This is a genomic window from Pseudomonas sp. GD04015, assembly GCF_029837675.1.
Lineage (GTDB): Bacteria > Pseudomonadota > Gammaproteobacteria > Pseudomonadales > Pseudomonadaceae > Aquipseudomonas > Aquipseudomonas paralcaligenes.
This window is the reverse complement of sequence record NZ_JAOEEE010000018.1, coordinates 42927-64289: the sequence shown is the minus strand read 5'-3', so window position 1 is coordinate 64289 and position 21363 is coordinate 42927. Positions and strand designations below refer to the sequence as shown.

General features: G+C 65.8%; 18 protein-coding genes, 1 tRNA gene and 1 pseudogene. 8 read left to right on the top strand and 12 right to left on the bottom strand.

Features of this window, described 5'->3' with window-relative positions; genetic code table 11:
* The first annotated feature begins 252 nt into the window (after nt 1–252).
* The gene (putA, locus tag N7640_RS16025; RefSeq protein WP_279905583.1) at nt 253–4188 is read left to right on the top strand and encodes a trifunctional transcriptional regulator/proline dehydrogenase/L-glutamate gamma-semialdehyde dehydrogenase; all 3936 of its coding nucleotides are present in this window, start codon (nt 253–255) and stop codon (nt 4186–4188) included.
* Between the two features lie 296 nt (nt 4189–4484).
* Here putA and N7640_RS16020 read toward each other — a convergent pair whose 3' ends face one another.
* A complete protein-coding gene (locus tag N7640_RS16020; protein ID WP_279905582.1) occupies nt 4485–5162 on the bottom strand; it encodes a DUF4197 domain-containing protein in 678 nt (225 codons plus the stop codon).
* 183 nt (nt 5163–5345) lie between these two features.
* Between N7640_RS16020 and N7640_RS16015 the strand changes: the two genes are divergently transcribed.
* The 3 genes and pseudogenes from N7640_RS16015 to N7640_RS16005 all read left to right on the top strand — a co-directional run.
* The gene (locus tag N7640_RS16015; protein ID WP_279905580.1) at nt 5346–5645 is read left to right on the top strand and encodes a hypothetical protein; all 300 of its coding nucleotides are present in this window, start codon (nt 5346–5348) and stop codon (nt 5643–5645) included.
* A 34-nt stretch (nt 5646–5679) separates the two neighbouring features.
* Nucleotides 5680–6192 (top strand): hypothetical protein, encoded by a 513-nt coding sequence (locus N7640_RS16010; protein ID WP_279905578.1) that lies wholly within the window; start codon nt 5680–5682, stop codon nt 6190–6192.
* Between the two features lie 146 nt (nt 6193–6338).
* Nucleotides 6339–6476 (top strand): annotated as a pseudogene (locus tag N7640_RS16005) (type II toxin-antitoxin system mRNA interferase toxin, RelE/StbE family); the annotation flags it as partial.
* An 81-nt stretch (nt 6477–6557) separates the two neighbouring features.
* On the opposite strand, the gene N7640_RS16000 reads toward N7640_RS16005, so the two are convergent.
* The 4 genes from N7640_RS16000 to dapA all read right to left on the bottom strand — a co-directional run bounded on the left by N7640_RS16000 (nt 6558) and on the right by dapA (nt 10058).
* Nucleotides 6558–6647, bottom strand: a tRNA-Ser gene (locus tag N7640_RS16000).
* Nucleotides 6648–7081: 434 nt separating this feature from the next.
* The gene (locus N7640_RS15995; protein ID WP_279905576.1) at nt 7082–7951 is read right to left on the bottom strand and encodes a phosphoribosylaminoimidazolesuccinocarboxamide synthase; all 870 of its coding nucleotides are present in this window, start codon (nt 7949–7951) and stop codon (nt 7082–7084) included.
* A gap of 95 nt (nt 7952–8046) precedes the next feature.
* Entirely contained in the window at nt 8047–9162 is a 1116-nt protein-coding gene (gene bamC / locus N7640_RS15990; RefSeq protein WP_220813622.1) for an outer membrane protein assembly factor BamC, read from the bottom strand.
* Between the two features lie 17 nt (nt 9163–9179).
* Nucleotides 9180–10058 (bottom strand): 4-hydroxy-tetrahydrodipicolinate synthase, encoded by an 879-nt coding sequence (dapA, locus tag N7640_RS15985; RefSeq protein WP_279905573.1) that lies wholly within the window; start codon nt 10056–10058, stop codon nt 9180–9182.
* Between the two features lie 167 nt (nt 10059–10225).
* Between dapA and N7640_RS15980 the strand changes: the two genes are divergently transcribed.
* Complete coding sequence (locus N7640_RS15980) at nt 10226–10783, top strand: glycine cleavage system protein R (RefSeq protein WP_220813620.1); 558 nt, start codon at nt 10226–10228, stop codon at nt 10781–10783.
* 16 nt (nt 10784–10799) lie between these two features.
* Nucleotides 10800–11273 carry a peroxiredoxin gene (locus tag N7640_RS15975; protein WP_279905572.1) on the top strand — a complete coding sequence of 158 codons (474 nt, stop codon included), beginning with the start codon at nt 10800–10802 and terminating at the stop codon, nt 11271–11273.
* A 238-nt stretch (nt 11274–11511) separates the two neighbouring features.
* Here the strand turns inward: N7640_RS15975 and osmE are convergent, their stop codons facing one another.
* The 7 genes from osmE to metH all read right to left on the bottom strand — a co-directional run bounded on the left by osmE (nt 11512) and on the right by metH (nt 19226).
* Nucleotides 11512–11844 (bottom strand): osmotically-inducible lipoprotein OsmE, encoded by a 333-nt coding sequence (gene osmE, locus N7640_RS15970; protein WP_279905571.1) that lies wholly within the window; start codon nt 11842–11844, stop codon nt 11512–11514.
* A gap of 77 nt (nt 11845–11921) precedes the next feature.
* A complete protein-coding gene (locus tag N7640_RS15965) occupies nt 11922–12575 on the bottom strand; it encodes a potassium channel family protein (RefSeq protein WP_279905570.1) in 654 nt (217 codons plus the stop codon).
* A gap of 68 nt (nt 12576–12643) precedes the next feature.
* The gene (locus N7640_RS15960) at nt 12644–13165 is read right to left on the bottom strand and encodes an AAA family ATPase (protein WP_279905620.1); all 522 of its coding nucleotides are present in this window, start codon (nt 13163–13165) and stop codon (nt 12644–12646) included.
* The gene (gene pnuC, locus N7640_RS15955; RefSeq protein ID WP_279905569.1) at nt 13162–13713 is read right to left on the bottom strand and encodes a nicotinamide riboside transporter PnuC; all 552 of its coding nucleotides are present in this window, start codon (nt 13711–13713) and stop codon (nt 13162–13164) included. Before pnuC ends, N7640_RS15960 begins: the two co-directional genes overlap by 4 nt.
* 25 nt (nt 13714–13738) lie before the next feature.
* Entirely contained in the window at nt 13739–14065 is a 327-nt protein-coding gene (locus tag N7640_RS15950; protein WP_220813615.1) for a DUF6176 family protein, read from the bottom strand.
* Nucleotides 14066–14077: 12 nt separating this feature from the next.
* Nucleotides 14078–15496: an FAD/NAD(P)-binding protein gene (locus N7640_RS15945; RefSeq protein WP_279905568.1), complete on the bottom strand. Its 1419-nt coding sequence runs from the start codon at nt 15494–15496 to the stop codon at nt 14078–14080.
* A gap of 19 nt (nt 15497–15515) precedes the next feature.
* Nucleotides 15516–19226 carry a methionine synthase gene (metH, locus tag N7640_RS15940; protein ID WP_279905567.1) on the bottom strand — a complete coding sequence of 1237 codons (3711 nt, stop codon included), beginning with the start codon at nt 19224–19226 and terminating at the stop codon, nt 15516–15518.
* A gap of 214 nt (nt 19227–19440) precedes the next feature.
* Here metH and N7640_RS15935 point away from each other — a divergent pair, with 214 nt between their 5' ends.
* Together N7640_RS15935 and N7640_RS15930 are read left to right on the top strand one after the other, a co-directional pair.
* The gene (locus tag N7640_RS15935; protein ID WP_279905566.1) at nt 19441–20400 is read left to right on the top strand and encodes a hypothetical protein; all 960 of its coding nucleotides are present in this window, start codon (nt 19441–19443) and stop codon (nt 20398–20400) included.
* Between the two features lie 136 nt (nt 20401–20536).
* The gene (locus N7640_RS15930; protein ID WP_279905738.1) at nt 20537–21316 is read left to right on the top strand and encodes a hypothetical protein; all 780 of its coding nucleotides are present in this window, start codon (nt 20537–20539) and stop codon (nt 21314–21316) included.
* Nucleotides 21317–21363: the final 47 nt, after the last annotated feature.

The following is a 21363-nucleotide window of genomic DNA, read 5'->3' as shown; positions in this document are numbered from 1 at the left end:
AACTGATCGCGCCCGACCATGTGAACAGCATCACGGCCTGCGCCGGGCTTTTTCGTTGCGCCACGGTCATCGGTTCGGGAGGCAGGCCGGCGAGGTGGGGCTAAGGTTGTCTGTAGCGCAGTGCAAGCGTCAGGTTGCACTGGTTGTGCCTCTCGCTATAGACGAAGGTTGCACTAGGTTGCACCTTTGTCCTCTGGAGGTTTAATCTTCGGCGCACGCGCGTCAACGCGCCCCACTCAGACAGGAAAACCGATGGCCACCACCACCCTCGGCGTGAAACTCGACGACGCCACTCGCGAACGCCTCAAGCAGGCCGCCCAGCAACTCGATCGCACCCCGCACTGGCTGATCAAGCAGGCGATCTTCAACTACCTGGAGCAGGTCGAGGGTGGCCTGACTCCCGCCGAGCATTCCGGCCTGGCGGCGGTCGCGGGCGAAGAAGCGGTGGAGTCGCTGACCGAGCAGGGCCTGCAGGTGTTCCTCGATTTCGCCGAGAGCATCCTGCCCCAGTCGGTGCTGCGCGCGGCCATTACCGGCGCCTACCGCCGGCCGGAAACCGACGCGCTGCCGGTGCTGCTGGAGCAGGCGCGCCTGCCCAGGGAGCAGGCCGAGGCCACCCAGAAAATGGCGCTGGGCATCGCCGAGAAGCTGCGCAACCAGAAGAACACCGGTGGCCGCCAGGGCCTGGTGCAGGGCCTGCTGCAGGAGTTCTCCCTGTCTTCCCAGGAGGGCGTGGCGCTGATGTGCCTGGCCGAGGCACTGCTGCGCATCCCGGACAAGGCCACCCGTGACGCCCTGATCCGCGACAAGATCGCCAACGGCAACTGGAGCCAGCACCTGGGCCAGAGCCCGTCGATGTTCGTCAACGCCGCTTCCTGGGGCCTGCTGATCACCGGCAAGCTGGTGTCCACCCACAACGAGGCCGGCCTGTCGTCCTCGCTCAATCGCCTGATCGGCAAGAGTGGCGAGCCGGTGATCCGCAAGGGCGTGGACATGGCCATGCGCCTGATGGGCGAGCAGTTCGTCACTGGCGAAACCATCGGCGAGGCCCTGGCCAACGCCGCTACCATGGAGAGCAAGGGCTTCCGCTATTCCTACGACATGCTCGGCGAGGCTGCGCTGACCGAGGAGGACGCCAAGCGCTACCTGGCTTCCTACGAGCAGGCCATCCATGCCATCGGCAAGGCCTCCCACGGCCGCGGCATCTACGAGGGGCCGGGCATATCGATCAAGCTGTCCGCCCTGCACCCGCGCTACAGCCGCGCCCAGTACGACCGGGTGATGGACGAGCTGTACCCGATCCTGCTGGACCTGACCAAACTGGCCAAGCAGTACGACATCGGCATCAACATCGACGCCGAGGAAGCCGACCGCCTGGAAATCTCCCTCGACCTGCTCGAACGCCTGTGCTTCGCGCCGGAACTGGCCGGCTGGAACGGCATCGGCTTCGTCATCCAGGCCTACCAGAAGCGCTGCCCGTACGTGATCGACTACGTCATCGACCTGGCCAAGCGCAGTCGTCACCGCCTGATGATCCGCCTGGTCAAGGGCGCCTACTGGGACAGCGAGATCAAGCGCGCCCAGGTCGACGGCCTGGAAGGCTACCCGGTGTACACCCGCAAGCCGTACACCGACATCTCCTACATCGCCTGTGCGCGCAAGCTGCTGGCGGTGCCGGAAGCCATCTACCCGCAGTTCGCCACCCACAACGCCCACTCGCTGTCGGCCATCTACCAGATCGCCGGGCAGAACTACTACCCGGGCCAGTACGAGTTCCAGTGCCTGCACGGCATGGGCGAGCCGCTGTACGAACAGGTGGTGGGCAAGGTCGCCGACGGCAAGTTCAACCGTCCGTGCCGCATCTACGCGCCTGTCGGCAGCCACGAGACGCTGCTGGCCTACTTGGTTCGCCGCCTGCTGGAGAACGGCGCCAACACCAGCTTCGTCAACCGCATCGCCGACCAGAGCATTTCCCTGAAGGAGCTGGTGCTGGACCCGGTCGAGCAGGTCGAGCGCATGGCCTCCCAGGAAGGCGCCCTGGGCCTGCCACACCCGCGCATCCCGCTGCCGCGTGACCTGTACGGCGAGGCGCGCCTGAATTCCGAGGGCATCGACCTGGCCAACGAGCACCGCCTGGGCTCGCTGTCCTCGGCGCTGCTGTCCTCCACCAACACCGCTTACATCGCCGCGCCGATCCTCGGTTGCGACACGCCGAACCCCGGTCCGGCCGAGCCGGTGCGCAACCCGGCCGATCACCGCGACCTGGTCGGCCACGTGCACGAGGCCAGCGAGGCCGACGTGAAGGGCGCGATCCTCTGCGCCCAGGCCAGCGGCCAGATCTGGCAGTCGACCCTGCCGGCCGAACGCGCCGCCGTGCTGGAGCGCGCCGCCGACCGCATGGAAGGTGAGATCCAGCAGCTCATGGGGCTGCTGGTGCGCGAATCCGGCAAGACCTTCGCCAACGCCATCGCCGAAGTGCGCGAGGCGGTGGACTTCCTCCGCTACTACGCCGCCCAGGCGCGCGGCTTCGGCAACGACAGCCACCGTCCGCTGGGCCCGGTGGTGTGCATCAGTCCGTGGAACTTCCCGCTGGCGATCTTCACCGGCCAGGTGGCCGCGGCGCTGGCCGCCGGCAACACCGTGCTGGCCAAGCCGGCCGAGCAGACCCCGCTGATCGCCGCGCAGGCCGTGCGCATCCTGCTGGAGGCCGGCGTGCCCGGCGGCGCCGTGCAGCTGCTGCCGGGTCGCGGCGAGACGGTCGGCGCCCGACTGGTGGGCGACGAGCGCGTGCGCGGCGTGATGTTCACCGGCTCCACCGAGGTGGCCGGCATCCTCGCGCGCAACATCGCCGGCCGCCTGGATGCCCAGGGCCGCACCATCCCCCTGATCGCCGAGACCGGTGGCCTCAACGCCATGATCGTCGACTCCTCGGCGCTGGCCGAGCAGGTGGTGATCGACGTGGTCAGTTCCGCCTTCGACAGCGCCGGCCAGCGCTGCTCCGCGCTGCGCGTGCTGTGCGTGCAGGAGGACGTGGCCGACCGCGTGGTGGAAATGCTCAAGGGTGCCATGGCCGAGTACCGCATCGGCTCGCCGGAGCGGCTGTGCACCGACATCGGCCCGGTGATCGATGCCGAGGCCAAGGCCGGCATCGAGGCGCACATCGAGAAGATGCGCGAGAAGGGCCGCAAGGTATTCCAGGCCGCCCGCGCCGATGGCGACGAGATCAAGCGCGGCACCTTCGTGCTGCCGACCTTGATCGAGCTGGACAGCTTCGACGAGATGCAGCGCGAAATCTTCGGCCCGGTCCTGCACCTGGTGCGTTACCCGCGTGCCGAACTGGGCAACCTGCTGCAGCAGATCAACGACAGCGGCTACGGCCTGACCCTCGGCGTGCATACCCGCATCGACGAGACCATCGCCCAGGTGGTGGACACCGCCAAAGTCGGCAACCTCTACGTCAACCGTAATATCGTCGGCGCCGTGGTCGGCGTGCAGCCGTTCGGTGGCGAGGGCCTGTCCGGCACCGGTCCGAAGGCTGGCGGCCCGCTGTACCTGTACCGCCTGCTCTCGACCCGTCCGCAGGACGCCGTGGCCCGCCAGCTCGATGGCGATCAGGTGCAGCGCGTCGCCGCGCCGGACGAACTGGACAAGGCACGTGCGGCGTTCGCCGAGTGGGCCGCCAAGCAGGAGCCGGCCGCCGCCGCGCTGTTCGAGCAATACACTCGGCTGTCGCAGAGCTACACCAGCCATGTGCTGAACGGCCCGACCGGCGAGCGCAACACCTACTCGCTGCTGCCGCGCGAGCGTGTGCTGTGCCTGGCCGAGGAGCGCGCCGACCTGCTGGCGCAACTGGCGGCCACCCTGGCGGTGGGCAGCCAGGCGCTGCTGCCGGAGAGCCAGCGTGAGCTGCTCGGCAAGCTGCCGAAGGAGGTACAGAAGCACATCGCCACCGTGGCCGACTGGACCAGCCAGGACGCCGAGTTCGACGCCATCCTGCACCATGGCGACTCCGATCAGCTGCGCGAAGTCAGCCAGCAGGCCGCCCGGCGCCAGGGCGCCATCGTCAGCGTGCACGGCCTGAACAAGGGCGAGACCGACATTCCGCTGGAGCGCCTGCTGATCGAGCATGCCCTCAGCGTGAATACCGCGGCTGCGGGAGGCAACGCCAGCCTGATGACCATCGGCTGATCGCCGGTCGCACCTTCCGGGCAGCGATGCGAGGAGGGTGCGGCTGAAGGTTTCGCCGGATCGGTCATCGAACCTGGCGATTCCGGCAACACCGGGCGTCGCTCATGGCGCTCGACCCAAGTGCCGGTGGCCGTGCCACCGCGCCCCGCGTGCCGTACACCCACCGTGGGGGTTATCCGCCCGGTACGACGCGTCATTCCTCCGAGCCGGCTCATGTCGGCACCCGGCAGGGCCACAAGCCCGGCCACAAAAAAGCCCGGCCTATCGCCGGGCTTTTGCTTTTCCGCTGAGGCGGCTTACAGGGCGCCGAACACCTTCTTCGCCAGGCCGGTGGCCGCGCCGGCCGGGTTCTGGCGCAGGCTGGCTTCCTGTTCGGCGATCATCTTGAACAGGCCGTCCAGCGCCTGCTCCGTTACATAGTTCTCGACATTGGCGCTCTTCGCATCGACCACACCCAAGGCGGCGGCCTGACCGGCGAAGCTGTTGTACTGCTGGGCGAGACCGACCTTGTCGGTGGCCTGCTTGACGATGGGCAGGAACTTGGCGCGGATCTGCTCGCGGCTGCTCTGATCCAGGTAGCGTGTGGCGGAGTCTTCGCCACCGGCCAGGATGCCCTTGGCATCGGTCAGGGTCATCTTCTTAACCGCATCCACCAGAATCGCCTGGGCCTCTGGTACGGCGGCCTCGGCCGCCTTGTTCATGCCGGCCTCCAGTTCCTCGACCTGGGCGCCCATGCCCATCTTCTTCATGGTCTTGGCGGCCTTGCCCAGCTTGCCCGGCAGCTCGATGCGCACCGCTTCGTTATTGCTGAAGCCGCCCGGCTTGCCGAGTTGCTGGACAGCGACCTGAGCGCCCTGGGTCAGGGCATCCTTGAGCCCGCCGCTGGCATCGCTCTGGGTCAGGTCGGAAAGGGAGAGGGCGAAGGCACCGGCGGACAGCAGAAGGCCGGCGGCGAAAGCGGAGAGACGGAGCATGAGGGCGTCCTGTTGAGAAGGGAGTGACACGAGCTTACCCCACTCGGAGACGCATGCAAGGCGGTTGCTCAGTTCTCGTTCCTCTGCTTTATATGTGCTGCCTTAGGCATGGGACCGAGGCCTGTTCATGTTTGAGCCCGCCCGGTTAACCTTCGACAGTTGCCGTAGGGTGGGAGCCCCTCGATGATATTTGTCGAAATGAACTATCCGGAAAGCTACAGCGATTTCCACAACGAGCTGAAAATGCACTTGTCTGGCTATTTCCAACGACTCGAATCCGGCCTGCAAGGCGACTCATGGTTCTGGATTCATGAGCAAGAGGGAAAAGTGGCCATCGACACGTTCACCTCGATGAAGCATCAGGTCAAAGCCCCATCATCTGGTCCACATGTGCAGAAAGTCATCGAGGTACTTCAGGCCAGATACAAGGTAAAGGTTTATGCCGAGCCCCTGCCAGAAGGGCATGAGGCCCACCAAGCATGAAGTATCAGGCATTGGAATAGAGGGAGACCACGCCATGTCACGAGAAGATATCGTCGTAGTCGCGATTCGCCTGTTTGCCATCTTCCTTGCGATAACGGCGCTCAGGTTCGCTGCGCAGGCTATTGGTGCGTCTTTTGACATTCCGATCAGCGATCTCATATGGGGCATAGCCCTTACGGCCGCCGTACCTCTCGTGGCAGCAGTGCTGCTCTGGTTCTTCCCCTCGTCCATCGCAACGAAGTTGTTGCCTGTGATGGAGAGCCCGGGCACTCCCATATCCGCCAACGGTGCCACCGCGCTCGATGTCGGATGCACGCTGATCGGCCTCTGGCTGCTCGCCTCGGCTCTGGCAGATGCCGGCTACTGGACCATCATTCTGATGGCGGCCGCGCACAATGATTGGGCAGACGGGGCGCTTGCCACGGAAGATATCGCAAACATCATCGCCACTGCGGTGCAAATCCTCATGGCGTTGGGGCTGTTGCTAGGCTATCGGCAGATTCTCAAGGCGCTTCATGGCCTCAGGTCCTATGGCGTTTCACGGTAGTGCCGGTACCGCCAGGTCGATTTGCTCTGGCTTGTCAGACCAGCCTAGGCCACACCTTTTCACTATGCCTTACCGTGTTTCGATACTTTTTCGACACACCCTCTAGGCAGTCTTAGCAACTTCCATGGCCTCTGAAATGATCGCAGGGCAGGCCAGGAACGGTTGCGGGTACTCGGAAGCTGATCCCCGAAAACTACCGCCTTGTCTATCAGGCCGGGAGTGACGCGGTTTGGATTTGCGCCCTGATGCATGTGGCCAGGATGTGGCCTCTGCTGCAGAGCTGAACCGGCTTTCGACACCTTGCATGCCGCAGATAGCAAAAGCCCCCGAAACTCTATGAATTTCAGGGGCTTAGGCTTTGAGTATGGCGGGAAGATAGGGATTTGAACCCTAGGTGCCATTGCTGACACAACGGATTTCGAATCCGTCCCGTTCGACCACTCCGGCATCTTCCCAAAGCGGTGCGCATGATACCAGTTGAGTGGCTTTAGTCCAGCGATTTTTCTTGTCCGATCAGGCGCTTGCAGTTGCCTATGAAAAAGGGAGCCGCAGCTCCCTTTTCTAAAGGCTATGTACCCGTTACGTGTTGGCGGCGCAATTCTGCTCTTGTGGGAGCGGCTGGGCGGCATTCCGATTGGCCGCGAAATTCGCGGATAAATCCGCTCCCACAAGGCGTGCAACAACTAACGGGGGAATAGCCATGAATAGTACCCGTTAGATGCTGTAGTGCCCTGACCCCTTCTGGATTCCCGCCTGCGCGGGGATGACGAGGTAGGGAGGGAATCGCTTCCGGAACCGTCATTCCCGCGCAGGCGGGAATCCAGGGGCAGGCAGCTGTAGCGTCTACACCTAACGGGGACATAGCCTTTCTAAAACCCTACCGGTTCGTTCAGCTGGTCAGGCGGGTCAGCGCCTCGCGGTACTTGTTGGCGGTCTTCTGGGCGACGTCGGCAGGCACGGTGGGGGCGGGGGGCTGTTTGTTCCAGCCGGTGGATTCCAACCAGTCGCGTACGAACTGCTTGTCGAAGCTCGGCGGGTTGCTGCCCTCGGCGTAGCTATCGGCCGGCCAGAAGCGGCTGGAGTCGGGGGTGAGCACTTCGTCCATCAGGGTCAGGGTGCCGTCTTCATCCAGGCCGAATTCGAACTTGGTGTCGGCGATGATGATGCCGCGGGTAGCCGCGTACTCGACTGCCGCGCTGTACAGGGCGATGGCGGTGTCGCGTACCTTGGCGGCCAGTTCGGCGCCGATGATGGCTTCGCACTGTTCGAAGCTGATGTTCTCGTCGTGGTCGCCGACAGCGGCCTTGGTCGAGGGAGTGAAGATCGGCTGAGGCAGTTTCGCCGCTTCCTTCAGACCGGCCGGCAGCTGGATGCCGCACACGGTGCCGCTCTTCTGGTACTCCTTCCAGCCGGAGCCGACGATGTAGCCGCGCACGATGGCTTCCACGGCCACCGGTTTGAGGCGCTTGGCGACCACGGCACGGCCGTCCACCAGCGGCAGCTCGGCGGCCGGCACCACGTCTTCCACCTTGTCGCCGGTGAAGTGGTTGGGCACCAGCCCTTTGAGCTTGTCGAACCAGAAGTTGGAGATGGCGGTGAGGATCTTGCCTTTCTCCGGAATGGGTTCTTCGAGGATCACGTCGAAGGCCGACAGACGATCGGTGGCGACCATCAGCATGCGCTTGTCGTCGATCTCGTAGAGGTCGCGGACCTTGCCGGAGTAGATCTTCTTCAGGCTCAGGGTGGTGGGAGTGTTCATGTCGAGTTTTCCGCCTGGTTCAAACGAAACAGGCGAAACCCACCGGGTTTCGCCTATCGGTTTTCGCTGCGGGCCCGGCCAGGCCGGGCCAGGGGTCAGCCGAGGTTGCCCTGGATCAGGGTCAGCACGCGGCGGGCCACGTCTTCGGGGGCCGCGGTGTTGATGTCCTTCTCCACGGTGACCTGCACGTCGCCGCCGGCGTTGCTGGTCAGGCGTACCTGGTAGCGCTCGGCGCGGGCGTCGATCTCTTCCTGGCTCGGCTCGCTGCCGAACAGGCCGCTGATGAAGCCTTTCTCTTCCTTGGGCTTGTTCGCGCCTTCGGCCAGGTTGACGTAGTACACGCCCAGGCTGCGGTTGATGTCCTCCACGCGCACGTTGCTCAGCTCCAGGGCGCGACCGATGCTCGACCAGGCGCGGTCGAAGTCGGTGCTGAGGTTGAGCACCGGGTTGCCGGCGCCGTCCTGGGACAGGGTTACGCGGCTGGGGGCATCGTAGTTACGAGCGGCCAGCAGGGAGACGGAACCGTGTTCCGCGCTGCTGCTGAGGTCGGCGAGCATGCCGTCGAGCAGCGAGGCTTCGAGGCCGGCGTTGCCGGTGCGGGCCGGGAAAGCCACATCGGCGCGGCTGCCTTCCTCGCGTTCGGCGCTGACCACGAACACTTCGCTGGTATTGCGCACCACGCCGGGCTCGATGCGCACGCGCACCCGAACCTGGTTGTCGCTGTCGCTCATCAGGCTGCCCAGGCGGCGGCCCATGGAGGGAGTCAGGTCCTTGGCGCCTTGCCATTCGGTGATGAACTCACCGGTCTGGGCGCGTTCTTCGGCGATGCGGAAGCCGCTGTTCTCGAAGTAGGAGCGGGCCACCGGCCAGACTTCCGACGGCGCGCGCTGGGCGACCAGCCAGCGCGAGTCGCCGCTCTTCTGCAGACTGAATTCGCTGGCTTCGCCGGTGGCACCGAGCGCCTGCGGCCGGGGAACTTCGAATTCCCGCGGGTTGGCGTTGCTGTCGGCCACGTGCGCCGGTATCGGCAGCAGCGGGTCGAGGCGCTTGGCCTCGACGTTCGGCGGTACCTGCATCGGCGCGGTGCGGCGCGCTTCCAGGTAGTCGGTGGAGCGGTCACGGAAGTAGCCTTCGTCGCCCCACAGCCAGCCACAACCGCTGGTGCTGGAGATGATCAGGGCAAGGGCGGAGAGTCCAGCCAGTCGCTTCATGCGCAAGTATTCCTCGATTAAGCCAGGACGCCGGACTGGCGCATGGCCTGACGCAGCGGTTCGTGACAACGCGGGCTGAGCCAGGTCAGCGGCAGGCGGATGCCGTCCTGCATCAGGCCCATCTCGTGCAGGGCCCACTTCACCGGAATCGGGTTGGACTCGATGAACAGGTTCTTGTGCAGCGGCATCAGGCGCTCGTTGATGGCGCGCGCGGCGGCGGCATCGCCGTTCATCGCGGCGGCGCACAGGTCGGCCATGGCGCGCGGGGCGACGTTGGCGGTCACCGAGATGTTGCCCTTGCCGCCGATCAGCATCAGTTCGACGGCGGTGGGGTCGTCGCCGGAGTAGACGAGGAAGTCGGAGCCGACGCGGTCGAGGATTTCCTGGCCGCGCTGCAGGTCGCCGGTGGCTTCCTTGATGCCGATGATGTTGGCCACCTTGGACAGGCGCTCGACGGTTTCCGGCAGCATGTCGCAGGCGGTGCGGCCGGGCACGTTGTAGAGGATCTGGGGAATCGCCACGCTCTCGGCGATGTGGCGGAAGTGCTGGTACAGGCCTTCCTGGGTCGGCTTGTTGTAGTAGGGGGTGACCAGCAGGCAGGCGTCGGCGCCGACGCTCTTGGCGTTCTGGGTCAGCTCGATGGCTTCGCGGGTGCTGTTGGCGCCGGTGCCGGCGATGACCGGGATGCGGCCGGCGACCTGGTCGACCACTCGGCGGATGACTTCGACGTGCTCGTCGACGTCCAGGGTGGCGGATTCGCCGGTAGTGCCGACGGCGACTATGGCGTTGGTGCCTTCCTGCAGGTGAAAGTCGACCAGTTTGCTCAGCCCGGCCCAGTCCAGACCGCCTTGTGCGTCCATGGGCGTGACCAGTGCCACCATACTGCCCGAAATCATGCAAACCGCTCCTGCCGGAAAAAAGAGCGGTAATGGTACTGGCGCCACTGGTGTTGCACAAGCGAGCGGAGGCCCGGCCGGCATTCCCCTGGGCGGCGCTTTTCGCTACCCTTCTGCCTTTGCTCTGGCGCCCGTTGCGCCGGGACCCTTCGTTTCAGGAAAGCTGCATGTCCACCCCTCAGGTTCGCGAACAATTCCTCGTCATCAGTGCCCTCGGCCCCAACCCCATGGAGCTGACCAGCGTGCTCTGCCGGGCCAGCCAGGAAAACCGTTGTGGCGTTGTCAGCAGCCGTCTCACCCGTCACGGCGAGTACAGCTCGCTGACCCTCCAGATCAGCGGCAGCTGGGATGCCCTGGCGCGCCTCGAAGGCGCCTTGCCGGCGCTGGCCAAGCGCCATGGCTTCAGCGTCAACATGATCCGCAGCGGCGCCCTCGAGGCGCGCCCCAACTCACTGCCCTACGTGGCCTACGTCAGCTGTGCCTATCGTCCGGACATCCTCAACGAGCTGTGCCAGTTCTTCAGCGACCACCGCGTGGAGCTGGAGAACATCACCTGCGACACCTACCAGGCGCCGCAGACCGGCGGCACGCTGCTCAACGCCACCCTGACCGTGACCCTGCCGCCGGGCACCCAGATCAGCTGGCTGCGCGACCAGTTCCTCGACTTCGCCGACGCCCTGAACCTGGATGCGCTGATCGAGCCCTGGCGCCCGCAGAATCCTTAATAAAAGGAGCCGAAACATGGCCGTTTCCCTCGACCAGCCGGTCGCCGACTTCAACGCCGCCGCCACCGGCGGCCAGCAGGTTTCCCTGGCCGCGCTCAAGGGCCGCCAGGTAGTGATCTATTTCTATCCCAAGGACAGCACCCCGGGCTGCACCACCGAGGGGCAGGGCTTCCGTGACCGCTATCCGCAGTTCCAGGCGGCCAATACCGTGGTCTTCGGCGTGTCGCGCGACGGCATCAAGTCCCACGAGAACTTCAAGTGCAAGCAGGAGTTCCCCTTCGAGCTGATCAGCGACAAGGACGAGGCGCTCTGCCAGCTGTTCGACGTGATCAAGCTGAAGAAGCTGTACGGCAAGGAATACATGGGCATCGACCGCAGCACCTTCCTGATCGACGCCGACGGTGTGCTGCGCCGCGAATGGCGTGGCGTGAAGGTGCCGGGGCATGTGGATGAGGTGCTGGCCGCGGCCGAGGCGTTGAACAAGGGCTGAGGTAGTCCGGTTCCAGTATGCCTACGAAAAGCCCTGGCCTGAGCCAGGGCTTTTCGTTTGGCTATGTCCCCGTTACGTGTTGGTAGAGCAACCCTGCTTTTGTGGGTGCGGCTGGTCGGCATCCGACTGGCTGCGAAATTCGCGGATAAATCCGCTCCCACAAGGTGGGTAACACTGAACCGGAGGCACTTGGGCGGTGCGCAGGGGCGGTGGTGCGCGCAGCGCACCCTGCCGTGGGTCAGATGCGCCGCTTGTTCTTCTGGTGCTGCTCGCAGGTCATGAAGCCCTTGCCCTCGACCCGGTTGTTGACGTCGAAGGTCACGTAGTAGGGCTGTTCCTTGCCGTCCACGTTGAGGACGTAGTTGTTGCAGGTGCCGGGCGTGACGGTGTTCTCCACTTCCGAGGAGGGCGGGCCGCCGAGGGTGCGGACCTGCTCCTTGGTCATGCCGTCGCGGATGTCCTGGACCAGTGGTTCGTCGCGGTAGGTCACGTAGTCGGCCGGGTTTTCCACGGTGGAACAGCCGGTGATCACGGTGACCACGCCCAGTGCTGCCAGAGTGCGCTTGTACATAGTGTCGCTCCATCGCATGAGCCGGACTGGCTCCCTGGTTTTTGGAGCGGCGCGCTCCTGGCGGAGTTCGAGTTTTTTCAGCGCTTGGCCACGGTCATGGCGATCAGCCGCGACACCACCAGGGCGAGGTACATGACACCGGCGAACTGTTCGATCATTACCAGCGAGCGGGCCACCGGGGTGAGCGGCGTGATGTCGCTCAGGCCGACGCCGGAGAGGGTGGTGAAGCTGAGGTACAGCAGCTCCATCCAGGTGCGCGCCGCCTCGGGCTCGATGGCTGCGCCGAAGCTGCCGGGCACCAGCAGCTGGCAGAAGGTGTAGAGGTGGGCGAAGGCCCAGGCGAGCAGGGTGAAGGTGGCGCCGACGGCGTACAGCTCGTCGGTGCTGGCGTGTAGGTCGGCGCTCATGTAGGCGATCAGGCTGGCCGTGGCGTAGAAGTAGAAGGCCGCCTCCAGCACCGAGATCAGCGCCTCCAGCAGCAGGCTGGCCGTGACCACGTCGAGCAGGGTCAGGCCCACCACCAGCACGGCCAGCACCCCGGCGACCCAGGCCTGCGCCGGGCTGCGCTTGACCACGTGCAGCGCCATGCCCAGGACCAGCACGCCGAACGCGCCGAACAGCGCCCGGCCGATCTGGGTGTCTTCCATCCAGGGATACAGCAGCACGCCGAGCAGCTGGACGAACAGCAGGCCGGCGGAGGGGTGGCGGCGGATGTAGGTGATGGGCGACATGGGCTTCCTGCGGCGTCTGGTGGGCAAGGTGTTCGATAACCCGCAGTGTAGGGCAGGTTCCCGCTGTTTCAGTCGATCAGTCGTGCGACCTGTTCGAGAACCTGGCGCTCGCGCTGCGCCCAGTCGCCGCCGACATCGACGCAGGCCTGGCCGTATTGGCGCAGCCAGTCGCCGCAGTGCCGGTGGAAGCGCAGGCGGTCGGCCAGGTCGGGCTGGCAGCGCTGGCCGTCGCTCTGCCACTCGACGCCCAGCGGCGACAGCAGCAGGTGCAGGTCGTAGCGGCGGGCCAGCAGCTCCGGTTCCAGCCAGGCCGGGCAGTCGCCGAACAGGGTCCGGCTCCACAGGATGTTGCTCAGCAGGTGGGTGTCAAGGATCAGAAGCGCCGGCTCGCGGGCGCGGGCGGCGTCTTCCCAGTCCAGCTGGCCGCGGGCGATGGCGGGGATGTCCGCGAGGCAGGTGTCGCGTCGCTCGCGTTCGATGAAGTGGCGCACGTACTCGCCGACCACCAGGCCGCCAAAGCGCTGTTGCAGGCGCTGTGCGAGAAAGCTCTTGCCGCTGGACTCGGGGCCGGTCAGCACCACCACCTTCACCGGGCGGCCCGCCATTCGCGCAGGCCGAGCACGGCCAGGGCGGTGAACACGCCGTACAGTCCGGCGGTCAGCCAGTAGTCCTGGAGGGCGAAGAAGCCGACGTAGAGCACGTCGACCACGATCCACAGCAGCCAGCATTGCCAGCGCTTGAGCGCCATCCACAGCTGGGCCAGCAGGCTGAAGGCGGTCAGGAATGCGTCCGGCCAAGGGTGGACGGCCTCGGTGAAGCGATCCATGACCAGCCCCAGCAGCAGGCCGATCAGCACAGCCGCGCCCAGCCCGATCAGCGCTTCGCCTCGGCTGGCGTTGCTGATCGGGCGCCGGCCGCTCTCGTCCACGCCCTGGCGCCATTGCCACCAGCCGTACAGTTGCATGGCGGCGAACACGCCGTGCAGCAGCACCAGCGAGTAGAGGCGGGCATCGAAGAAGAACCAGGCGTAGAGCAGCACCATGAGCAGGCCGATGGGCCAGCACAGGCTGTTCTGGCGCACCGTCAGCCAGACGGCGGTGACGCCCAGGGCGGAGGCGAGGAGTTCGAGGGGCGTCATTCGGCGCCGGGGCGGCTCGTGCCGATCATGCCTGCAGGTCCACCAGCAGCTCGCAGTCGATCATGCCTTCGCGGTCCCAGGTGTCGCGCTTGAACTGCCGGTGCACGGCGTCCACCTCCAGGCTGGACTGGGCGCCGATGGCCTGGGCCCGTTCGATGTCCTGGCTGCGGATGTAGGCGAGCAGGTAGTGCTCGCCGGCGATCTGCACCTGGAACCAGGACTCGACCTCGATGCCCTCGTTGCGGATGGACTCGATGGCCTGTTCCTTGAGCTGGAGGATACGTTCCTGCCAGCCGGCGACCAGAGCGCCGGTGTCGGGCTTGAGGCGAATCAGTCTGGCCTTGATGTCCACATCAGTTCCTCGTCATCGGAGCAGTTGCAGCGCCAGGCGCTCGGCATGCTGGCGCAGCTCCGGGACGGCGGTGCTCTCCCAGTAGCGGGCGCGCAGCATCGGGCTGAGCAGGTAGAGCCCGGATTGCGGATGGCCCTCGGTGTTCAGCAGGTGGTAGTCATCGTCGACGTTCAGGCCGATGCGATTGTCATCCTGGACCACCTCGCCGCGGGCCTGCAGGGCATTGAGCATCGGTTCGTCGAGGTTGCGGAGATCGTTGCAGGGACCGGTGCAGTTGATGATGTGATCGACCACCAGCGGCCTGGGGCTGCTGCTGCCTCGAGGCCGCACCTGCAGGTTCAGGCAGTCCGCCGCCCCATCCACCGCCACGAGTCGTGCCGGCTGCACACGAAGCTGCCCCTGCAGCAGTCGCTCCACACGGCCGGCTATGAAGGGGGCGGCCCGGTGGCGATGGATGTCCCAGTAGGCCTGCAGGTGGCAGAGGAAGCGCCGTTGCTCGCGTGCGTCCAGCATCTGCCACAGCGCTGGAGTGACGGGACGCAGAGCCGCTATCGCGTCACGCCAGTCGAAGCCATCGGCCTCGGCGTTGCGCACGAAGGTTCTTACCCGCGACAGCAACTGGCGGGCGCTGCCCTTCGCCTTCAGGTTGGCGGGAAGCTGGGGTAGGCGAGGGTGCTCGGCATTGTCGCGATGGCCGTGAGGCAGCAACGCCCTGCGGGACATGGCCAGCATCGGGCCCTGGTGGCCACGGTCCTGCAGCGCCAGGGCCATGTCGTACATGGTCAGGCCGGTGCCCAGCAGAAGCACGCGGGCATCCGTCGCGATGCCATCCAGGGCGGCGTGACACCAGGGATCGGCGATATAGCGGGGATCGCCGATCAGTTCACGCAGGGCGCCAGGAGTGGCTGGCGTGAAATTGCCGGTGGCGATCACCACCTTGTCGCTCGTGATGCTGCGGCCGTCGTCGAGGCGGAGCAGGTATCGGTCGTCTTCTCGTACCAGGTCGACCACATGCGCCTGCTCGCACTCGAAGGTGACGGTGGGCGCGCGGTTGGCGATCGCCTGGTCGAGGCGCCGTTGCAGGTAGTCGCCGTAGAGACGACGCGGCAGAAAGTCGCCCGGCTTTGCCTCGGGTAGTTCGTGGCGGGCGAAGTCGAGGAAGTCGCCCGGCTTGTCGGTGAACAGGCTCATGCGTTCGGCCGGGACATTCAGGACATGGCTGGCCGAGCGGGTGCCGTAGGCCAGGCCACGGGCCAGTTGCCCGGTACGATTGAGCAGCCGCACATGCAAAGGGCGATCAGCCTTCTGCAGAAGGTGGATGGCGAGGGCGGTACCGCAGAAGCCACTGCCGATGATGCCGATCCGTTGCGTGGGCACTTCGCCGGTTATCGGCAGTGTTGTGGTAAGCAGGCGATCCGTATCTTGCGGCATGACTTCCCTGTCCTCCTGCTCAGCTGTCGTAACCCAGGTTCGGCGCCAGCCAGCGCTCGGTCACGGCCAGGTCCTGGCGTTTGCGGGCGGTGTAGCTTTCCACCTGGTCCTGGTCGACCTTGCCGACCGCGAAGTACTGCGCCTCGGGGTGGGCGAAGTACCAGCCGGACACGGCGGCGGCGGGAAACATGGCGTAGTGCTCGGTGAGGAACACGCCGCTGCGGCCGGCCTTGTCGAACTCGGCCTCGGGGTCGAGCAGGGCGAACAGGGTCTTCTTCTCGGTGTGGTCCGGGCAGGCCGGGTAGCCGGGCGCCGGGCGGATGCCCTTGTAGGCTTCCTTGATCAGTTCCTCGTTGCTCAGATGCTCGTCCGGCTGGTAGCCCCAGTACTGCTTGCGCACCTGTTCGTGCAGCCACTCGGCGCAGGCTTCGGCGAGGCGATCGGCCAGCGCCTTGACCATGATCGAGTTGTAGTCGTCGCCGGCGTCCTGGTAGGCCTTGGCCACTTCCTCGGCGCCGATGCCGGCGGTGGTGATGAAGCCGCCGATGTAGTCGGTCACGCCGCTGTCCTTCGGCGCGACGAAGTCGGCCAGGGACAGGTTCGGCTTGCCGTCGGGCTTGATGGTCTGCTGGCGCAGGTGGTGCAGGGTGGCCAGGGGCTGGCCGTCTTCGCCGTAGACCTCGATGTCGTCGTGGTCGATCTGGTTGGCCGGCCAGAAACCGAAGATCGCGCGGGCGCTGATCAGCTTCTCGTCGATCAGCTTGTTCAGCAGGGCCTGCGCATCGGCGAACAGCACGGTGGCGGCCTCGCCGACCACTTCGTCGGTGAGGATGCGCGGGTACTTGCCGGCCAGGTCCCAGGAGATGAAGAACGGTGTCCAGTCGATGTATTCGGCCAGCACCCTGAGGTCGATGTCGTCCAGCACCCTGACCCCGGTGAAGGTCGGCGGCACGGCCTGGTAGGCGCTCCAGTCGAACTGCGGCTTGTTGGCGATGGCCTTGTCGTAGGCCAGGCGCTCGGTGCGCGAGGCGCGGGCCGAGGTGCGCTCGCGCACCACCACGTACTCTTCTCGGGTCTTCTCGACGAATCCGGCCTTCAGTTCCTTCGACAGCAGCTGGGTGGCCACGCCCACGGCGCGCGAGGCGTCGGTGACGTAGATGACCGCGTCGTTCTGGTACTTGGGCTCGATCTTCACCGCCGTGTGGGCCTTGGAGGTGGTGGCGCCGCCGATCATCAGCGGCAGGGTGAAGCCCTGGCGCTGCATCTCGCGGGCGACGTGGACCATCTCGTCGAGCGACGGGGTGATCAGCCCGGACAGGCCGATGATGTCGCACTTCTCGGCAATCGCCGTCTGCAGGATCTTCTCCGCCGGCACCATCACGCCGAGGTCGACGATGTCGTAGCCGTTGCAGCCGAGCACCACGCCGACGATGTTCTTGCCGATGTCGTGCACGTCACCCTTGACGGTGGCCATGAGGATCTTGCCCTTGGCCTCGGGCTTGTCGCCTTTCTCGGCCTCGATGAAGGGGATCAGGTGGGCCACGGCCTGCTTCATCACCCGGGCGGATTTGACCACCTGGGGCAGGAACATCTTGCCTGAGCCGAACAGGTCGCCGACCACGTTCATGCCGCTCATCAGCGGACCCTCGATGACCTCGATGGGGCGCGCGCACTGCTGGCGGCATTCCTCGGTGTCCTCGACGATGAAGGCGGTGATGCCCTTGACCAGGGCGTGTTCCAGGCGCTTGTCCACCGGCAGGGCGCGCCAGGCCTCGTCTTCCACTTCCTTGGCGGCGCCGTCGCCCCTGTACTTGTCGGCGATGGCCAGCAGCGCCTCGGTGCCTTCCGGCGTGCGGTTGAGGATGACGTCCTCGACCCGGTCGCGCAGCTCCTTCGGGATCTCGTCGTAGATCTCCAGCTGGCCGGCGTTGACGATGCCCATGGAGAGGCCGTTCTGGATCGCGTAATAGAGGAATACCGAGTGGATCGCCTCGCGCACCGGGTTGTTGCCGCGGAACGAGAAGGACACGTTGGACACGCCGCCGGAACTCAATGCGTAGGGCAGGTGGTCACGGATGTAGGCGCAGGCGTTGATGAAGTCGACCGCGTAGTTGTTGTGTTCTTCGATGCCGGTGGCGACGGCGAAGATGTTGGCGTCGAAGATGATGTCTTCCGGCGGGAAGCCCACCTCGTTGACCAGGATGTCGTAGCTGCGCTGGCAGATTTCTTCCTTGCGCGCCTGGGTGTCGGCCTGGCCGACCTCGTCGAAGGCCATCACCACCACGGCGGCGCCGTAGCGCTTGCACAGGCGGGCGTGGTGCTTGAACTGCTCGACGCCTTCCTTCATGGAGATCGAGTTGACGATGCCCTTGCCCTGGATGCACTTGAGGCCGGCCTCGATCACCTCCCACTTGGAGGAGTCGATCATGATCGGCACGCGGGAGATGTCCGGCTCGCCGGCGATCAGGTTGAGGAACCTGACCATCGCCGCCTTGGAGTCGAGCATGCCCTCGTCCATGTTGATGTCGATCACCTGGGCGCCGGCTTCCACCTGCTGCAGGGCGACTTCCAGGGCCTCGGTGTAGTTCTCCTCGCGGATCAGCCGGGCGAACCTGGCGCTGCCGGTGATGTTGGTACGCTCGCCGACGTTCACGAACAGCGAGCTGCGGTCGATGGTGAACGGCTCCAGGCCGGACAGGCGGCAGGCCTTGGGAATCTCCGGGATGGCGCGCGGCGGGTACTTGGCCACGGCCTCGGCGATGGCCTGGATATGCGCCGGAGTGGTGCCGCAGCAACCACCGATGATGTTGAGGAAACCGCTTTGGGCGAATTCCTCGATGACTGCCGCCGTCTCGTGGGGCTGCTCGTCGTATTCGCCGAAGGCGTTGGGCAGGCCGGCGTTGGGGTGGGCGGACACATGGGTGCCGGCCTTGGCCGCGAGTTCGGCCAGGTACGGGCGCAGGTCGGCGGCGCCAAGGGCGCAGTTGAGACCCACGGAGATCGGCTTGGCGTGGGCTACCGAGTTCCAGAAGGCCTCGGTGGTCTGCCCGGACAGGGTACGGCCGGAGGCGTCGGTGATGGTGCCGGAGATCATGATCGGCAGCTCGATGCCGATCTCCTCGAACACCCCCTGCACGGCGAAGATCGCCGCCTTGGCGTTGAGCGTGTCGAAGATGGTCTCGATCAGGATCAGGTCGGCGCCGCCCTCGATCAGGCCCTTGGTCGCCTCGGTGTAGTTCTCCACCAACTCGTCGAAGGTGACGTTGCGGTAGCCGGGGTCGTTGACGTCCGGGGATATCGAGCAGGTGCGGCTGGTCGGGCCGAGCACGCCGGCGACGAAGCGCGGCCGGTCCGGGGTCTCCAGGGTCTTGGCATCGGCCACCTGGCGCGCCAGGCGCGCGCCCTCGACGTTCAGTTCGTACACCAGGCTTTCCATGCCGTAGTCGGCCTGGGACACCTGGGTGGCGTTGAAGGTGTTGGTTTCCAGGATGTCCGCGCCGGCATCCAGGTAGGCCTTCTCGATCGCGCCGATCACGTCCGGGCGGCTGAGGATCAGCAGGTCGTTGTTGCCCTTGACGTCCTGCGGCCAGTCGGCGAAGCGCTCGCCGCGGTAGTCGGCCTCCTCCAGCTTGTAGCTCTGGATCATGGTGCCCATGCCGCCGTCGAGGATCAGGATGCGTTCTTTCAGGGCTTGCGAAAGAGCCTGGAGGCGGGCGCTGCGGTCGGACATGGGGACTACCTGGGGGAAGCGTGCGGAAAAGTGCCAGATGATAGCAAAGCCGCGTGGAATTCCGGGCGCTGCGGGGTTTGCATGAATTCGGCTCATGTTGGTGACTTGACAGGATGTCAACCGCAGCGGCCCCGCGCCTGACAAGTCCGGAACTGATCGGCGGCCGGTCCGCTGGAATAATCCGCCCCATATCCAGCCAACGAGGAGAAGGGATATGGAAGCCACACAGCGGGTCGCCGAGATGGCGGGGTATTTCCTGGGGCATGCGCTCTGGAGCGTGTCGGATGGCGAGGTGCTGGTGCCGATCCTCGGCTACCTGAAGGCCGACGACTCGCGCAGCATGCAGCGCCTGGCGATGGGTTCCATCCAGGCCGTGGCCACCGGCGAGCGGCGGATCAACGCGCTGCAGCCGGACGAGCGCGGCGCGGTGTTCATCAAGGACGCCCTGGTCACGCTGCCCACCGGCAAGACCGACTGCCTCAGCCTGGATATCCGTTTCGCCGACGGCGGCCAGCGCCAGCTGCAGTACCTGCTGCCGTACCGCAACGCCGCCCACGCCTCCGGGTTCGCCGTGCACCGCCTGAAGGTCAGCCAGTGGCACGGCCTCTCGATGGAGGAGGTGGACGCCTTCACCCAGGCCCTGATCGACGGGCTGAACAGCCACGAGCAGGGCGGCGCGCTGTGGCGCGACGTCTACGTCGACCAGGCCGGCGAAAGCGCCCAGCACCAGGGCGAGGAGAACAGCCAGTTCGACCCGGACGAGTTCCAGCTGCTGCGCCGGGTGCCGTTCCTGGTGTTCTTCCTGGTCGCCGCCTCCGACGGCAAGGTGGACCGCAAGGAAATCGCCGCCTTCGGCAACCAGCTGGTCGAGGCCGACAAGTACGCCGATCCGCTGCTGACCCGCATCGTGACCAACGTGGTCAACGACGTGGCGCCGATGGTGACGCAGGTGCTGGAGCAGCCGCCGGAATTCGCCACCGAACTGCGCCAGGTGCGCGCTCTGGTCGATGCGCGGATATCTCCGGAAGCCGGTCGCCGCTTCGGCGAGGCAGTGCTCGCCATGGCGCGGGACGTGGCCAGCGCCTCGGGCGGCTTCTTCGGCTTCGGCAGCCGGATCAGCCGGACGGAGCAGCTCGCCCTGGCGGTGATCGCCGACAGCCTCGGCGTTGCCTGAGAACACCTGCCGTAGGAGCGGCCTTGGCCGCGAACCGGGTCAACGGCAAAGGCTTCGCGGCCAAGGCCGCTCCTACGGCGGTTGCCTATTTCCTTGCTCACGGGATCGTGAACGCATCCCTGCGGAGGCAAACCAGATGTCGCAGAACTCGAATGTCCTGATGCTGTTCTTCGAGGACAAGGCGCAGCACGAAAGCTGCGTGCTGGCCATCGTCAACCTGATGCGTGGCGACGATGCCAAGAGCCAGGTCTGGCAGGAGCAGCTGGGCGTGGACCTGACCAGCCACTGGCACGAGGACTGGTTCAACCACGAATTCAGGGCGCAACCGGAATTCATCCGGCTGGCGTTCGACAGCTCCACCACCTCGTCGCTGCCGCTGGAGCTGCTGCTCAGCCTGTTCGAGCACGGCCTGCAGGCGGCGGTCATCGAGGTCTTCCATGACCAGGTCGGCGAGACCGAGCGCCACCACTTCCTCGCCGGCGCCCTGGTCAACCCGGACGACCTCTACCGGCACAAGCCCGAGCTGCGGGCCATCGTCGAGCAGGAAGTGGGCGAGGTGGACGAGGAGGGTGGCTGCACCGAGGTTCGGGTGCGCCGCCCGGTGCCCCTGCGCAAGCTGATCGCGGAGGCGCGCAAGAACGAGGCGCAGGCCCGCGAGGCGGTGGAGGGCATCGTCAGCCTGGCGAAGGCGGCGCGCGAGTCCGGCACCAACCCGATCCAGCTGATGAAGGGGATGATGGTGCTCTGGGCCATCGGCAAGGGACTGCTGCACGCGGTGATCTTCACGGTGGTGGCCCTGGTGTTCTTCAAGGGCGTGTGGCTGTGGGTCGGCATCGGCCTGCTGCTGGCGATCGTGCTGCCGCTGATCTACGCGGTTCGCGCCAACGCCGAGTTCGCCGGCGGGCACGCGGAATAGATAGAAGGAAAACCTGTCGGTCCGGCTGTCGGATGTGGCTTTTTGCC

Excerpts from the sequence above, each read along its gene's own strand:
- N7640_RS16020 (WP_279905582.1), bottom strand. The coding sequence starts at position 5,162 with ATGCTCCGTCTCTCCGCTTTCGCCGCCGGCCTTCTGCTGTCCGCCGGT.
- N7640_RS16015 (WP_279905580.1), top strand. The coding sequence starts at position 5,346 with ATGATATTTGTCGAAATGAACTATCCGGAAAGCTACAGCGATTTCCAC.
- N7640_RS15995 (WP_279905576.1), bottom strand. The coding sequence starts at position 7,951 with ATGAACACTCCCACCACCCTGAGCCTGAAGAAGATCTACTCCGGCAAG.
- N7640_RS15965 (WP_279905570.1), bottom strand. The coding sequence starts at position 12,575 with ATGTCGCCCATCACCTACATCCGCCGCCACCCCTCCGCCGGCCTGCTG.
- N7640_RS15930 (WP_279905738.1), top strand. The coding sequence starts at position 20,537 with ATGTCGCAGAACTCGAATGTCCTGATGCTGTTCTTCGAGGACAAGGCG.
- osmE (WP_279905571.1), bottom strand. The coding sequence starts at position 11,844 with ATGTACAAGCGCACTCTGGCAGCACTGGGCGTGGTCACCGTGATCACC.
- dapA (WP_279905573.1), bottom strand. The coding sequence starts at position 10,058 with ATGATTTCGGGCAGTATGGTGGCACTGGTCACGCCCATGGACGCACAA.
- N7640_RS16010 (WP_279905578.1), top strand. The coding sequence starts at position 5,680 with ATGTCACGAGAAGATATCGTCGTAGTCGCGATTCGCCTGTTTGCCATC.
- pnuC (WP_279905569.1), bottom strand. The coding sequence starts at position 13,713 with ATGACGCCCCTCGAACTCCTCGCCTCCGCCCTGGGCGTCACCGCCGTC.
- N7640_RS15935 (WP_279905566.1), top strand. The coding sequence starts at position 19,441 with ATGGAAGCCACACAGCGGGTCGCCGAGATGGCGGGGTATTTCCTGGGG.
- bamC (WP_220813622.1), bottom strand. The coding sequence starts at position 9,162 with ATGAAGCGACTGGCTGGACTCTCCGCCCTTGCCCTGATCATCTCCAGC.
- N7640_RS15945 (WP_279905568.1), bottom strand. The coding sequence starts at position 15,496 with ATGCCGCAAGATACGGATCGCCTGCTTACCACAACACTGCCGATAACC.
- metH (WP_279905567.1), bottom strand. The coding sequence starts at position 19,226 with ATGTCCGACCGCAGCGCCCGCCTCCAGGCTCTTTCGCAAGCCCTGAAA.
- N7640_RS15975 (WP_279905572.1), top strand. The coding sequence starts at position 10,800 with ATGGCCGTTTCCCTCGACCAGCCGGTCGCCGACTTCAACGCCGCCGCC.
- N7640_RS15980 (WP_220813620.1), top strand. The coding sequence starts at position 10,226 with ATGTCCACCCCTCAGGTTCGCGAACAATTCCTCGTCATCAGTGCCCTC.
- putA (WP_279905583.1), top strand. The coding sequence starts at position 253 with ATGGCCACCACCACCCTCGGCGTGAAACTCGACGACGCCACTCGCGAA.